The organism is Bacillus atrophaeus (assembly GCF_001584335.1).
Classification (GTDB): domain Bacteria; phylum Bacillota; class Bacilli; order Bacillales; family Bacillaceae; genus Bacillus; species Bacillus atrophaeus.
Window position 1 is genome coordinate 222,819 of the sequence record NZ_LSBB01000020.1, and the last position, 14,535, is coordinate 237,353.

The 14,535-nt window shown below is 45.9% G+C and carries 15 protein-coding genes and 2 pseudogenes; 5 read left to right on the plus strand and 12 right to left on the minus strand.

All coding sequences use genetic code 11. The features are described from left to right. Positions 1–276: 276 nt before the first annotated feature. Together AXI57_RS14700 and AXI57_RS22100 are read right to left on the minus strand one after the other, a co-directional pair. The gene (locus AXI57_RS14700; protein ID WP_003327652.1) at positions 277–777 is read right to left on the minus strand and encodes a DinB family protein; all 501 of its coding nucleotides are present in this window, start codon (positions 775–777) and stop codon (positions 277–279) included. Positions 778–809: 32 nt separating this feature from the next. Continuing rightward, positions 810–1,225 (minus strand): annotated as a pseudogene (locus tag AXI57_RS22100) (LysE/ArgO family amino acid transporter); the annotation flags it as partial. 10 nt (positions 1,226–1,235) lie between these two features. Here AXI57_RS22100 and AXI57_RS20990 point away from each other — a divergent pair. Then, positions 1,236–1,891 (plus strand): annotated as a pseudogene (locus AXI57_RS20990) (aminotransferase-like domain-containing protein); the annotation flags it as partial. A gap of 10 nt (positions 1,892–1,901) precedes the next feature. Here the strand turns inward: AXI57_RS20990 and AXI57_RS14715 are convergent. Next, positions 1,902–2,540 (minus strand): pentapeptide repeat-containing protein, encoded by a 639-nt coding sequence (locus AXI57_RS14715; RefSeq protein ID WP_061670488.1) that lies wholly within the window; start codon positions 2,538–2,540, stop codon positions 1,902–1,904. 123 nt (positions 2,541–2,663) lie between these two features. On the opposite strand from AXI57_RS14715, the gene AXI57_RS21415 reads away from it, so the two are divergent. Next, a complete protein-coding gene (locus AXI57_RS21415; RefSeq protein WP_141292165.1) occupies positions 2,664–2,843 on the plus strand; it encodes a hypothetical protein in 180 nt (59 codons plus the stop codon). 66 nt (positions 2,844–2,909) lie between these two features. Beyond that, positions 2,910–3,713 (plus strand): alpha/beta fold hydrolase, encoded by an 804-nt coding sequence (locus tag AXI57_RS14720; protein WP_003327645.1) that lies wholly within the window; start codon positions 2,910–2,912, stop codon positions 3,711–3,713. A 45-nt stretch (positions 3,714–3,758) separates the two neighbouring features. Here AXI57_RS14720 and cysC read toward each other — a convergent pair whose 3' ends face one another. Genes cysC through AXI57_RS14735 form a run of 3 tightly spaced genes read right to left on the minus strand, consistent with a single transcriptional unit; the run spans position 3,759 to position 6,289 of the window. Then, complete coding sequence (gene cysC, locus AXI57_RS14725; RefSeq protein ID WP_061571190.1) at positions 3,759–4,358, minus strand: adenylyl-sulfate kinase; 600 nt, start codon at positions 4,356–4,358, stop codon at positions 3,759–3,761. After that, positions 4,348–5,523: a sulfate adenylyltransferase gene (sat, locus tag AXI57_RS14730; RefSeq protein ID WP_061670489.1), complete on the minus strand. Its 1,176-nt coding sequence runs from the start codon at positions 5,521–5,523 to the stop codon at positions 4,348–4,350. The genes cysC and sat overlap by 11 nt, the downstream gene beginning before the upstream one ends. Before the next feature lie 55 nt (positions 5,524–5,578). Continuing rightward, positions 5,579–6,289 (minus strand): phosphoadenylyl-sulfate reductase, encoded by a 711-nt coding sequence (locus AXI57_RS14735; RefSeq protein WP_061670490.1) that lies wholly within the window; start codon positions 6,287–6,289, stop codon positions 5,579–5,581. 209 nt (positions 6,290–6,498) lie between these two features. Between AXI57_RS14735 and AXI57_RS14740 the strand changes: the two genes are divergently transcribed. Both AXI57_RS14740 and AXI57_RS14745 read left to right on the plus strand, forming a co-directional pair. Further along, positions 6,499–7,191 (plus strand): 2-phosphosulfolactate phosphatase, encoded by a 693-nt coding sequence (locus tag AXI57_RS14740; protein WP_061670491.1) that lies wholly within the window; start codon positions 6,499–6,501, stop codon positions 7,189–7,191. Further along, a complete protein-coding gene (locus tag AXI57_RS14745; RefSeq protein WP_061670492.1) occupies positions 7,188–7,946 on the plus strand; it encodes a phosphosulfolactate synthase in 759 nt (252 codons plus the stop codon). The genes AXI57_RS14740 and AXI57_RS14745 overlap by 4 nt, the downstream gene beginning before the upstream one ends. A 57-nt stretch (positions 7,947–8,003) precedes the next feature. Here AXI57_RS14745 and AXI57_RS14750 read toward each other — a convergent pair whose 3' ends face one another. From AXI57_RS14750 to AXI57_RS14775, 6 genes are all read right to left on the minus strand, one after another. Then, positions 8,004–8,615 carry a YitT family protein gene (locus AXI57_RS14750; protein WP_003327638.1) on the minus strand — a complete coding sequence of 204 codons (612 nt, stop codon included), beginning with the start codon at positions 8,613–8,615 and terminating at the stop codon, positions 8,004–8,006. Positions 8,616–8,700: 85 nt separating this feature from the next. Continuing rightward, positions 8,701–9,816, minus strand: coding sequence for a mandelate racemase/muconate lactonizing enzyme family protein (locus tag AXI57_RS14755; RefSeq protein ID WP_061670493.1), 1,116 nt, complete (start codon positions 9,814–9,816; stop codon positions 8,701–8,703). 10 nt (positions 9,817–9,826) lie between these two features. Next, positions 9,827–11,056 carry an MFS transporter gene (locus AXI57_RS14760; RefSeq protein WP_034718365.1) on the minus strand — a complete coding sequence of 410 codons (1,230 nt, stop codon included), beginning with the start codon at positions 11,054–11,056 and terminating at the stop codon, positions 9,827–9,829. A gap of 160 nt (positions 11,057–11,216) precedes the next feature. After that, positions 11,217–12,071 (minus strand): GNAT family N-acetyltransferase, encoded by an 855-nt coding sequence (locus AXI57_RS14765; RefSeq protein WP_081112779.1) that lies wholly within the window; start codon positions 12,069–12,071, stop codon positions 11,217–11,219. 13 nt (positions 12,072–12,084) lie between these two features. Further along, a complete protein-coding gene (locus AXI57_RS14770; protein WP_003327634.1) occupies positions 12,085–12,525 on the minus strand; it encodes a GNAT family N-acetyltransferase in 441 nt (146 codons plus the stop codon). Positions 12,526–12,638: 113 nt separating this feature from the next. Further along, positions 12,639–14,477, minus strand: a complete 1,839-nt coding sequence (locus AXI57_RS14775) for a bifunctional homocysteine S-methyltransferase/methylenetetrahydrofolate reductase (RefSeq protein WP_010788206.1) — start codon at positions 14,475–14,477, stop codon at positions 12,639–12,641. Positions 14,478–14,535 lie beyond the last annotated feature (58 nt).

Sequence of the window (14,535 nt, forward strand, 5' to 3'; positions counted from 1 at the left end):
GAAAAAATCTGGATTTCCGGCAGGCTGTCCGTAAAGGGTTTTTACGGTGCCGGGGACGGAGACTTTGATGTTGCGCCCATTGTGAAATAGCTGGCGGAAAAGGCGGTACAGCAGCTGGGCCATCGTTGAAGCGGAACAGAGCCCGGCGATCTATGATCCTTATGATTATGCTAAACGTGCAAAAACATATATGGGCGGTTTGCTTGTTCGTGAACGAAACAGATAGAGGCATCTCTTTTACGGGCTGACAGTCGAAAAGATTGCCAGCCGCTTGTCTTACTGCTTCAATCCATACAAATATTGGATATAGTCAGTTGCAATTCCTTTATGCCCCAGCTGCCGCAGCATCGCCGTAATATTCCCGCGATGATACGTACCGTGGTTGATAATATGCTGCATGATTTCTGCGTATGTGGTGTCAAGCGTGCCGTAGTGCTGATGATAAATGGAAAAAGGCTGGTCCAAGTTTTTTTGGCGGGTGAAAAAATCTCTATACTGCCCGTTTAAGGATAGAAACTGATTTTCAATCGCTTCGAGCTGCCCCCGAATACCTTGAAATTGGCTCAGATCGTCAATAGCGTCTTGAAAAGAATCTCCTAACAGCGTTCTGAGCCATATATGATCTGTTTGGCACATGTGAAACAGCACTTCATTTATGGAAGAAAAAACACTCTTCGTTTCTTGATTGGCAATGTCGGCCGGCAGGCTTTTTACGTGTTCAAAAATCCGTTTGTTTGCCCATGTGTGATACTGATAAAGCTGTTCTATATTATTCATCTGACTCCCCCTCACATTTATTATTCTCTTTTTTATTCGGCAATTCCTTTTTTTAAAACAGCAGTGCAGCCCCCCCGCATCACCAAAGCTGAACATTTATTTAATACGATCATCAGTCCTCCGCCCGTATCCAGCGTTTTAAATATTCGCACGGCCAAAACCAGCACGATAAACCAAACCCAAGAAACGGCAATACAAGACAGCGTATATAACCATTTATCAAGTCCCGTGTACGGAAGCGATTGGTGCCGATCACACCGGCAGTGTCCAAAATGGCGTGCGGATTTAAGAGGGAAACCGCGGCTTGTTTTTTAGCGCTGAACACGTTCTTTTGCGTCTCATCTGGATTCGGCCGGCTGTGCCATGTCACCCAGCCCATATAAGCAAGAAACAAAAATCCGCACGTAAGCATGATCGTTTCAAAGACGGGAATCTGCTGCACAACAACATCCTGCCGAACTGTGCTTTCAAAACAGCGGAGACAAGAAATGATTCGGCTGACAACAAACGAGCGGATGCCAATCATAGAGGACGATGCGTACGGAGATTTATGGTTTGAAGAAAAGCCGCCGCCCCAATAAAGTCGATGGATAAGGAAGGAAATGTCCTGTATCTGGGCACGTTATCCAAGACGGTGAGTCCGGGACTTCGCATCGGCTGGGTGACCGGACCTGAACCGGTGATTGAGAGGCTGGCTGATATCAAAATGCAGACAGATTTCGGTTCAAGCGCTTTGTCCCAGTGGGCTGCGGCAAAGTGGCTGGCAGAAGCTTGTTATGAAGAGCATCTTGCGTGGCTGAGGAAAGAGCTGAAAGCCAGAAGAGATGCAACGCTCCGTTTTCTGCAGCGATATACGGTAGATATCGCCCGATGGAACGTTACCACAGGCAGTTTTTATATTTGGGTGACGTTTCATCGGCCGCTCCCTGTCAGACGGTTATTTAACCAGGCGCTGACAAAAAACGTTCTCCTGAATCCCGGTTCAGTATATGATCCAGATGACCGGCAAAGCTTGCGGCTGTCTTATTCATACGCCGCCCTTCCTGATATCGGGAAGGGCATTAAGGTATTAGCAGAAACGGCGGGGCAATTAATGTCCGAGCACACGAAATAAAAAGGGGCTCTTATTTAATGACCGCGCCGAGTGCTCTGGCGAATACGGTGGCCTGTTGCGGAGTTATTTTACAGCCTTTCAGCTTTTCAAGTGAAACATGAATCTGTTCAAACCGGCAGCTGCTGATGTCCATTTTTTGAAGAGACGTCCCGATAAAGTTTGCGCCCTCCAAGTCACACGAATCAAAATGTGTGTGCTGCAAGACAGCGTCATTGCATTCACATTGCAAAAGTGAACATTGATCAAAACGAACCTGCTTCATATTAGAAAAAAGGAACGAACTGAAATTGGCGGGGCACTGGCTGAACAAAACATTCCGCATGGTTGCTTCTGCCAAATTGATTCCTAGTAGCTTTGACTGTCTCCATTCGGTTCTGTGGATAATAGCGCCGCTAAAATCGGCATTTGACAGATCGCACTTTTCAAACAGCACATCGGTTAATTCAATATTCCGAAATGAGACATCAATAAATTGCACATTTCTGAAAACCACCTGATCTGCGCATATTCTTTCAATGTCTTCCTCAATGATCGAACAATTTTCAATCAGGCACATCTCGAGTTGATCATCTTGCGTCAGCCCCTCGCCGAAGCTTGCTGCTGTAAGGGTTTCCGGAATTCGGGGTTTTTGAATGGTGCTTGTATTCATCTGATGACATCCTTTACTGATCTTGCGGCAAGATACTCCGCTGAGACATTTTTTTAGAGTTTGATAATAAATTGCAAAGCTATGCGATACATATAATTAAATGAGTGCCTTTTAAAAAAGCTGGTGAAGTTAACCGCGGCAGCCATGCAGCTGGAAGCGGTCATTAAAACAGGGAGCTCCAAGCAGGCTGAATACAGAGCGAAGTTTTATAACGATAAAGCTTTGACAGTTCAACCGGCCGAGAATATCAGCATGTTTACTGTGTTTAATGGCGGTTCGTCCCGCTTATTTCTAAAAGCATAATGGGAAGGTCCTTTTACGTCAAGGGGCGGCGGATGATCACTGGGGAACATGACAGGAGGTTTTAAAATGGGGCATTACATTCAAACGGAAGAGCATGTGACGCTATTTGTGGAAGATATCGGTTCGGGCCGGCCGATTGTCTTTTTGCATGGCTGGCCGTTGAATCACCAGATGTACGAGTATCAAATGAATGAGCTGCCGAAAAGAGGCTTCCGTTTTATCGGCATCGACTTTAGAGGCTACGGAAAATCTGACCGCCCGTGGACCGGCTATGATTATGACACGATGGCAGATGATGTAAAGGCTGTCATATACACCTTGCAGCTTGAAGATGCCGTGCTCGCCGGATTTTCAATGGGGGGAGCCATCGCCATCCGTTACATGTCGAGGCACGACGAAGCAGATATTAAGAAGCTGATTCTGATGGGAGCCGCGGCGCCTGCGTTTACAAAGCGGCCGTATTACCCGTATGGCTTCTTGAAAAAAGACGTCGACGACTTGATTGTCCAATTCAGAAATGACCGACCGAAAGCACTTGCAGATTTCGGGCAATTATTTTTTGAAAAGCATATCTCGCCGGAATTCAGGCAATGGTTTCAGGAGCTGAATCTGAATGCTTCCCCCTATGGCACGATTCATTCCGCTATAGCTTTGAGAGATGAGGATTTAAGAAAAGAGCTCGGAGACATTAAGGTGCCGACTCTCATTATGCACGGCGTCAAGGATAAGGTATGTCCGTTTGATTTCGCCAGAGAAATGAAACGCGGCATCAAACAAGCCAAATTAATTCCGTTTGAAGAAAGCGGCCATGGGCTCTTTTTTGACGAGAAAGAAAAATTAAATAATGAAATCATGCGGTTTTCAAGGTAAAGCGCGAAAAAACCCGATGTAAGGATTCGGGTTCTTTTCACACGTTTATATGATTCCTTTAGTATGCAGTTCATGAATGATCAAGTCTGCTGCATCCGCAATGGATATTTTATCTGATTCAATCGTCAGATCAGGCGAAAGCGGAGCTTCATAAGGAGAGTCGATTCCCGTGAAATGTTTGATTTCTCCGCTCCTCGCTTTTTTGTAAAGCCCTTTAGGATCGCGTTCTTCGCAAATATTCAGGGGGCATTTGATATAAATTTCAAAAAATTCTTCTTGAGGAAATTTCTCTTTAACCATCTTTCGGTCTTCTCTGAATGGAGAGATAAAAGCCGTTAGGATAATCTGGCCGCTATCTACAAAGAGCTTTGCAACCTCTCCGATCCGCCGGATGTTTTCTACTCTGTCTTCGGCACGGAAGCCAAGGTCTTGGTTCAAACCGTGCCGGATGTTGTCACCGTCGAGCACGTAGCTTTGTATGCCTCGTTCATACAGCTTTTCATCAACCGCATTGGCCATCACGGATTTACCTGAGCCTGATAAGCCGGTAAACCAAAGAACACAGCTTTTGTGCCGATTTAACTTTTGCCTGTCAGCTTTCATCACAGCCGTGGGGTGCCAGACGATATGCTGGTTATTGCTCATGATGGACCTCCGTTATATGCTGGATGGCAATCGGCTTTTGATGCAGACCTTTCATCAGGACATTGGCAACTTCCGGCCTGCTGAATTCTTTAGGGAGCTTTTTGCCTTGGCGCAGCAGTTCTCTTACTTTTGTTCCGGATAAGTGAATGTGGTCTCTCGCACTGTGGGGGCAAGTTTTAGAGGTGCCCATGTTTCCGCATTTCCGGCAATAAAAGCTATGCTCGAAGAACAGCGGCTTAATGCCCAGCTCCTCTTCAGTAAATGATTGGAATATCTGTTGCGCGTCATACGTGCCGTAGTAGCTGCCGACACCCGCGTGATCGCGGCCGACGATAAAATGCGTACACCCGTAATTTTTTCGGACGAGAGCATGGAAAATGGCTTCGCGCGGCCCCGCATAACGCATAGCCGCCGGGAATACCGATAACATCACGCGGTCTTTCGGATAATAATGATCAAGCAATACTTGATAGCTCTCCATCCTGATATCACTTGGTATATCATCTGCTTTTGTTTCTCCGACAAGCGGATGGAGCAGCAAGCCATCTGTTATTTCTAGCGCCGATTTTTGGATATATTCGTGCGCTCTGTGAACGGGGTTGCGGGTTTGAAAGCCGACGATAGTTTTCCAGCCTAGTTTATCAAAAGCGGCCCTTGTATCGGCCGGGGTGCAATAGAACTGTTCAAACGCTTTTTCAGGCAGGCGGCTTGCGGTGATAGGGCCGCCGATATAAGTGCCGGGCCGCTCCAGCAATTTTTTAACGCCCGGATGAGCGGGGTCATCCGTTTGAAAAACAGACAGAGCTTCCTGAATCTTATCGGGCTGATAGATATCGGTAACGGTCATGGTTCCATAAGGAACTGTATCTTTCACCAATGCAACCTTTTCGCCAATGGACAACTGCTTTGCGGTTTCTTCATTGACAGGCAGCGTGACCGGCAAACTCCATGGCAGACCGTCTGCCAAACGCATTTCTTTCACAACAGATTGGTAGTCTTTCTCCCCTAGAAATCCCGTTAACGGACTATACCCTCCAATGGCGATCAGCTCAAGGTCGCTCAATGCCAGCTGATCAAGCTCGGCTTCGCATACACAACCTTCAAAAGAGCATTCACGATCCACCCGGTTTATTAAAATCCCTCCATGAGGCTCATTTACATTCACTTGGTAAAACCTCCATCTTTTAAGGTTCATTTTGATTATTTCTGTATGAGTTAGATTACTCCAGGTGCAGTCCGCACTCCGTTTTTTCGCGCCCGGCCCACCTTCCCGCTCTTTCATCATGCGGATTGGAAGAAGGCAATGTACACATTTCACAGCCTATGCTCGGGTAATTTTGATCGTGCAGCTTGTTGTACGGCAGATCGTTGAGCTGAATGTAATTCCACACGTCATTCCATGTCCAGTGAATAAGAGGGCAGATTTTAATTAATTTAAATTTTTGGTCTCTGTTGATGAATTTGACATGTTTTCTTGCAGGTGATTGTTCCCGTCGCAGCCCTGAAATCCATGCATCCATTCCCGATAAGTGTTTTTGCAAAGGCTCGATTTTTCGCATATGGCAGCACAAATTCGGATTGTGTTTCCACAGCTCGCTGCCATATGTCTTTTCCTGGTCCTTTACACTCAGAGCGGGCTCGAGAAGCTGAATGGTAAACCCGGGATATCTGTTCTTGGCTGTTTCAATGAGTTCGTACGTTTCTTTAAAATGCAGTCCTGTATCCAAAAAAATAATGTGCGCACTTTTATTGATCTTAGAGATCAAATCAAGAAGCACCATTCCCTCAGCGCCGAAACTGCAGGCATATACGATCTGATTCCCATAAGTCCGAAAAGCCCATTTCAGAACATCAAGTTCGTCGATGAGCTTTGCCGTTATATCATTTGCAGCCGTGCCACTCCATGTTTCATAGGTGATGTGTTCGCTCAACTTTATTCCCTCCGCTCCTGAAACTCTTCGTTTGTTCTCTGAACTATAGATTAAGTTATAGGCAGACTATTCACCTTTTCCTTAAATGTTCTTGGTTTTTACTCCGTATCTTTCATAGATTGGAAGGGAGGCGGGGAACCAATAGGCGGTTTGATGAATATACTTTTTTGACTTGACCGCAATGTTTATTGCCTGAAGGGAGGGGTAGGATGCCGGTTACGATTTATCAGGGAAATGATTATTCGCCCGCCCCGGCAGACATCAATATCGTAATTGATGTGATCAGAGCATTCACCGTCGCCCATTATGCTTTTATCGGAGGGGCGAAGAAGATTCTATTAGTCAGAACAACGAAAGAAGCATTTCGTCTGAAAAAAACATACCCGGATTATCTATTAACGGGGGAGGTGAATGGCGTCGGGATCAAAGGATTTGATTTAGATAACTCTCCTAAACGTGCGGCGGGACATGATATGGCGGGGAAGACGCTCATTCAAAAAACAACTAACGGCGTAAACGCGGCATTGCACGCATTACAGGCTGAACACATTCTGGTCACCGGTTTTTCGAATGCGAAAACAACGGCGGAATATGCCGCTGCACTTAGCCGCCGGCAAAAGGAGCCCGTGATCAACATCATAGCTTCCCACCCGACAGGTGATGATGATATGGCCTGCGCCGAATATATCAAAGACATCATTGAAGGCAAGCAGACGATCGCACCCGCTGAGGCCGTTATGAGAATCAAAAACTCTCATGTTGCCGAGAAGTTTTTCGATCGTGAGAATCCATTGTTTGATCCGGACGATATCACTTATTGCATAAAAGAAATACCGGGCCATTTTGTGATGAAAATCAATCCGGAAAAAGAAGTACCAATGATTGAGAGGGTTATAATATGAATCATTTCACGCTTGATTTGCCATTGAGAACAATCAAACCTAGAAAAACCGGCCTGACCATTTTAATTGATAATGGCTATCCACTGCGTTTTTTTAAAGATTCAATCGAAGGAGCGGCCGATTATATTGATTTTGTCAAATTCGGCTGGGGGACATCGTTGATTACGAAAGATTTGGAGGAGAAGATCAGCTGCCTGAAAGAGAATGACGTGAAGTACTTCTTCGGAGGCACACTATTTGAAAAGTATGCAAGCCAGAAAAAGGTCGATGAATTTTATCGGTACTGTATATCATACGGCTGTGAGTATATTGAAATATCAAACGGAACAATCCCGATAACCAATAAAGAAAAAGCGGCATACATTACAGATTTTTCGCGTGAATTTAATGTATTCAGTGAAGTGGGAAGCAAGGATAATGTGATATCGAATCAGCAAGGGCCGGAAGAGTGGATCGAATCTATTCTCGAAGATATAGAAGCCGGTTCTGAAAAAGTCATAACGGAAGCAAGAGAGAGCGGAACAGGAGGCCTGTGCTCCAGTAATGGAGATATCCGGTTTCAGATAACTGATGATATCTTATCTTCCGGAATTGATATCAACAAACTGATTTTTGAAGCCCCAAATAAAACGCTTCAAACAGGTTTTATCCAAAAAGCCGGTCCCAATGTGAACATGGCCAATATTTCATTTCAAGATGTGATTTCTTTAGAAACTTTGCGGCTGGGATTGCGATCCGATACTTTCTATCTGTAAAAGAAGCGGCTTAAGGGCTCTCGTTTCAGAAGGGAGAGCCTTTAGAGCCTTGCATTATCATTTTTTACGGTACATAGGCGTCAAGAGAGGAAGGGAGGCAAAACGGATTTGATAGATTACATCAATCACTCTCGTGGAAATTAATTGGCAAATAAGCGCTTGGAACACGATGGCCCAGGCAATAATAGAAGCGGTAATCAAAAAGATCACACAATTTATGGCTAATAAAATATTGCCGGGATTCCCTCCGCGGTAGATGGAAATCATGAGCGCAAGGGCGCCAAAACCCCCGTTGGAAATTTTGTATTTGTATAAAAGGCCGATGCCAAGCCCTAATAAAAGAGACCCGCCTGCCAAATCAAGCCAAAGATTTGCGGCTACATCGGGAAAGGCGGAATCGAAAATCAATACCGAGACAGATGTGACTGTAATAGAGGCAAGGGTTCCGACAAACGTTCTCATTTCCAGCCATTTCAGGGCGGTGAAAAGCATGGACACATTCACAGCCCAAACCGAAATGCCATGCGGAATATGAAACAAATAGTTGAATAAAACGGCAACGCCAGCCGCTCCACCTGAAGGGATATCATGAGGGAATAAAAACAAGGACATGCCAAGCCCTTGTAAAACGCCTCCTGCAAGAATCATACATATCATTTTTACTTTCATGAGCCGCTCCTTTAAAAAAGACTCGTCCGTTGTTTATATTTTATGAGGCTGTCCTTTTATTATGTCAAAATAAAAGAGGTTCAGCCTAATAGGCTGAACCGTCCCATGTATAATGATTGATCAAGTCCATATTGATTTCTGTGCCGATGCCCGTTCCGGCAGGGATATCAATCGTTCCGTTTGCAGGCTGAAGGGGCACAAGATCTGTAAAAGGATTGTCCATCACATCCCATTCGAGCGGTTCAATCTGATTGTGCTCCATTTTTGACCAAGGCGGCAGGCAGGCTTGGGAAAATAATGCATATAGCCTCGAAAGTGCACCGTCATAGGCGTGAGGGGAAACCCTGACGCCGAAGTGACGGGCGAGCTGCAGACAGTCGCGAAACTCGTCAATTCCATTCACGTGCATGACATCTGGCTGAATGATATCAAAACCGCGCTGGGAAAGAAGAGGAACAAATTGCTTTGCGCCTTTTATATTTTCGCCTCCTGCAAGTGGGACAGAGAGGCGGCTTCTGAGCAGAGCAATATCTTGTATGTGGTCAAGAGGGACAGGCTCCTCAAGCCAAAGAATATTCGTCCATTGTGAAAAATAGCGCTCCCACAGTAAAGCGGTTGCCGCGTCATAGCTTTGATTGGCATCCAATATAATAGAGACTGAATCGCCGCATGCATGCTGAAGCGCTTTGATATGGGCGGCATCCTCTTCAAAGGATTTGCCGCCTATTTTTACTTTTATTTGTTTAAACCCTTTTTTCAGCATTGCTTCAGTATGAAGAAGAGAACTGCTGATCCACTGCTGATGATCGGAATATGACTGGAAAGAGGCGTATACAGGTATTTGCCGCCTGTAGCTCCCTCCCCATAATTCACATATGGAACAATTGGCGGCCTTTGCCGCTATCTCGGTTAACGCCATACTGACAGCTGATGCCGCTCGCTGATGCCACTTTTTTACGGTGCGAACCAAAGGCAGCCGGCAGCCGGCCTGTTTTCCAAGAAGGTAAGGGATAATGCGGTTGGTAAATCCGACATGTAAAGAGGGCAGCCAATCTATGCATTCACCCCAGCCATCTATCCCGGTGTCAGTAATGATTCTGATGAGATAACACGTCCGATATTGCTTATATCCATTTGCATCTCCATAGGGCTCTTCCAAGCGATGGAAAAGCGGGAATGTTTCAATACGTTCAATTTTCAAAGCTCTGTCGCTACCTTTCTTCAGCGGGCTGCAGACGTTCACTTGACAGGTGCGGCTTTTCTTTCTCTTTGGTTTCTTCTTCATTTTGATTCACATGGACGAGAAGCAGCACGAGAATGCCGACAGCCAGTGTTAAGCCGGCGATGCTTAAAAACATGCCGGGTCGTGACCATTCCATTAAGCGTCCGAAAATCGGAGGTCCAATCGCGACACCTAAAAACCGAACCGATCCGTATAATGACGTCACAAATCCTCTTCGGTCTTTCCCGACAGCTCCGGTGATGAAGCTGTTGATACAAGGCAGCACAAGCCCGGTGCCGACACTGCTGATGACAAGAATGCTGATAAAGAGAACCAATTGCTCAAAAAAAGATAGCGTGGCATAAGAAATAGTCATCAGCGCCAAACCAAGAACAATCAGCTTTTTCATTAAGGATTGCTTTTGTCCGATTTTACTTCCGGTAATATATGAAGTCACGCACATGACCAATAGCGGAATGGCCAGAATCAGCCCTTTTTTTACGCCGTCCGTATCATAGGTTTTCTCCAGTACATCAGAAAAGTAAAATAAGATCCCGAATAGGGTAAATAAACAAGTTGCTCCCGCCAAATATGCGGTGAAAAGCCATCTGCCCTCTTGTTTAAATACGCTTAATAATCCTTTTGCGTATTTTCCTATCGTTGGCGGCTCCTCCTCTTTTTTCTTCTCCTTAATAAAAATCCACGTCAGCAGAATAGAAAGAGCGCAAAATGCAGGGAATGCAAAAAAAGCTCCATACCAGACAAGTAAGGCTATAAGAGAGCCGATAATGGGTGAAAGGACTTTTCCCATTCCGTTTGATGCTTCGACGATTCCGAGCACTTTGCTTTCCTGCGCCCCTTTAAACAGATCCGCCGACAGGGCCATAGCGATCGGGCCTGTTCCTGCGGCGCCGAGTCCCTGCAGGGCGCGTCCCGCCATGATCAAAGGAAAAGATTGATGGAAAAAACCGGCGATTAATCCGCCTATCCCGTACAGAAATAAGCAAGGAATAATAATTTTCTTACGGGAAAAACGATCTGCGAGGTAGCCGACAATCGGTATAAAAACAGCTGCGGTTATCGAAAAAACCGTTATGACAAGACTGACTTGAAATTGAGATAAATGAAGTTCGGATTTCATTTGCGGTAATATCGGGATTAACATGGAATTACCCAGTGTTAAAATGAGCGGTATGGAACCGATTGCCACAATAGTCATCACATTAGGTTGTTTTGTTTGTGCCACCAAGGCTCACTCCTTTTCTTGTTTAGAATGTCCTTGATATATCGGTTTATTCAGAAAAGCTTAGCGCTCTGTCATATGTAAAAAACCGAATACGGAATGAACCGTATTCGGGCATTTATCACGTATGTTTGAATCAGCCGAGTCCTTGTGACGTAACGGCGACTAAGTGTCCGTTTCGTTTCGGAAAAAGGCTCTTTCGAAGAACCATCAGCGGCGATTCAGTATCTCGTACAAACCCCATGGCCGCCAGATCAGGATCGATACAGCGGTATTCTCCGGAAATATCAATCCGAATCCGTCCTTGCTTCCCATCCGCAAGCTCATTGATTAACAGAGCCGCACATTCTCTGGAAGGTGCGATTAAAGGCCCTATTCTCAAGCTGTCCGGCGTCTGGCGGGAAAGTCCGTATCCGACAATTCTGCCCTCTTTGTTTTTGGCAACGGCACATTCTAAACAGCCGGAAACGAGCTGCTGAAGCAGGCGTTCTCTGCCTGTGCCGAATGCCGCCCGGTCTGCTTTTGTTAATGCCTGAAAATCCTTTGCTTGAAAAGGTACAATGTCTATTTCAGAATCCGCTGTGTGAGGAAAAAAGCGGTCACACACATACTTATAAATGGAACTGATTTGCTGAAATCCGGCTTTTTGATAAAGCGGAAGGCCTTGCTCGGTGGCGACAAGCATTATCGGAATGGTATCGTTTAGTTCGACGATGCATGTTTCCACCATCTTCTTGCCGAGACCGGCCCCTCTGAATTCTTTTTGTACGATCACAAGGCCAAGCGAAGCAAAAGACCCGTATGGAAAAATGCCGGAGCAAGAAAGAAGAGTTCCCTTGCTATTCTTATAACCAAAAAGGCGTCCGTTTTGCAGCAAAAGCCCCAGCTCCCGCTCATCATAACCAGGCCAGCCTGCGTGCCGGCACAATGCGGACAGGCCAGGCACATCTTTTTTTGTTAAAACGGAAAGCGCAGCATCACTCATTGGCATCATTATCACCGTCTTACTTGAGTTTTTTATACATGACAATATGAGGTCCGATACCAGGGAGATCAAATGGATCACCAGTATCCTTCCAGCCAAGCTTTTCGTAGTACCCTTGTACGTGGCATCTGGCGTTGCACCATACCGTTTTTGCCCCCATATCGGCAAGCTTCTGTTCAGCGCGAGTGACAAGCGTGCTTCCGGCTCTCTGCTTGCGGTATCCGGGAAGCGTCGCCATTCCCCTCATCTGATAGGATGGGGAAGCTTCAATCAAGGGATGATCTTGGCGATAAAAAGAAGCTACACTGATCAGCGTTCCGTCAAAAAAAGCGCCGAGGTGAAAGCTGCCTTCCTCTTTGTCTTGTTCATATTTACATTGTTCTATCGTTTGGTGCGGACGCAAGATCATATGTCTGATTTCATAAGTATCTTCTGCTGAAATTTCATTGACAAGAATCATAATATCCTCCTTTTACTATGGTTTGAAGAGAAGGGGAGACACCTCTTTATATTATCACCTGTCATCCATAAAGAGGAGGGCCGCCTGATTTATTCAGGCAGCCCTTTTCACGTTTAGTGCAAAAACACATTCTCGCGCTTTTCGTCTTTTTTCTGAATATAGGAAGTAAGCTCCGCCGTTAAGTCAGACCGGAGGAAAGGCGTGATCAGATAAATTCCGTTAAACAGCTCACATGCCGTATCGAGAAGGGAGCGGGCGATGGCGAGGCCTTCCGCTTTTTGTTTTTGCTTATCTTCACCGGCAAGCGCCATTTTCTCGCGAATGGAATCTGACAGTTTGATGCCGGGAATTTCATGATGAATAAATTCGGCGTTGCGGCTGCTGGTTAACGGCATAATGCCAATGTAAACAGGCGTCTTGAGATGCTTGGTTTCGTTATGGATGTCGACAAGCTGCTGCTCTGAGTAGACTGGCTGTGAGATAAAATAATCGGCGCCGCAATCGATTTTTTTCTCAAGCCGTTTCACCGCTTTGTCAAGGTGGCGGACGTTGGGATTAAACGCCCCGGCGACAGAAAAATTGGTCTTTCTGCCGAGCGGTTTCCCCGATAAGGAAAGCCCTTCATTGAATTGCTTGATCAGCCTGATTAAATCAAAGGATGTTAAGTCATAAACAGATGTGGCCCCCGGAAAATCACCGATTTTAGAAGGATCGCCTGTAACCGCCAAAATATCGTTTAAGCCTAAAGTGTCGAGCCCCATTAAATGTGACTGCAAGCCGATTATATTTCGGTCTCTGCATGTTATATGAACGAGAGATCTGATATCCAGCTGCTGCTTCAAAAGCGCTCCGCAGGCAACATTGCTGATTCTCGGTGTCGCAAGTGAGTTATCCGCAAGCGTCAGCGCCTCTATTCCGGCTTCTTTTAATTCGCTTGCAGCGGAAAGGAATTTCTCAAAGTTCAACTTTTTCGGCGGATCAAGCTCTACGATTATTGACCTTTTTTGAGAGGCGATTTCATCTAAACCCGGCTCGGTCCGCTCGTGCTGAATGGAGATGGTTTCCTGCGCTCTGACTTTCACTTCTTTTTCCGTAATAGGCTCAAGGCCGCCGACTGCATCTGCCATAGCCCGAATGTGGCTCGGGGTTGTGCCGCAGCAGCCTCCGATAATCCGTGCGCCCTGTTTTCGGAATTCAATGGCGCTGTTTTGGAAATACGTATCATCTGTTTCATACACAAGCCGTCCTTCTTCTAGGGATGGCAGGGAGCTGTTAGGATAAACGGATAAAAACGCATCATCAAAAATCGGCACCTCGGTGAGCGCTTCAATCATATGATAAGGGCCGAGCCGGCAGTTAATGCCCGTCACATCAGCACCAAGACCGACAAGCGATCGAAGAGCTTCCGATAGGGGCGTTCCGTCTTGAAGCACGCCTTGTTCATGCATCGACACATTCAGGACGATCGGCAAATCCGTTTCCTTTCTGGCAATTTTTAAGACTTCCTGTGCTTCTTCAAGATCATAATAGGTTTCCAAAAGGAGTCCGTCCGGCTCTTCGTGCAGCAAGAGATAAAGCTGTTCCCGAAAGCTTCTTTTAATTTCCTCAAGGCTGTACGCATTTTTGTTAAAGGTGCGGATGCCGCCCATCGTCCCGAGCACATACGCTCCGCCAGACGAGGCACGCGCGATTTTGACTGCTTCTTTATTGATTTTTTTCGTTTCATCTTCAAGTCCGTGCCGGGATAATTTGATATAGTTGGCCCCGTATGTATTGGTTTGAATAATATGTGCGCCCGCCTGAACATACGCTTCATGAATTCGTTTGATTTCCTCCGGCTTTGACACATTCAATTCTTCAAAGCATCTGTCAATGCCATATGAATAAAGAAGCGTCCCCATAGCGCCGTCTCCGATTAATACCTGATGTTTCAAATCTTCTAAAAGTCCCATTGTCTGCCTCCTTCATAACATTCAGCAAGGAAAAAAGAGAATTAAAAAAAGTCCTCTT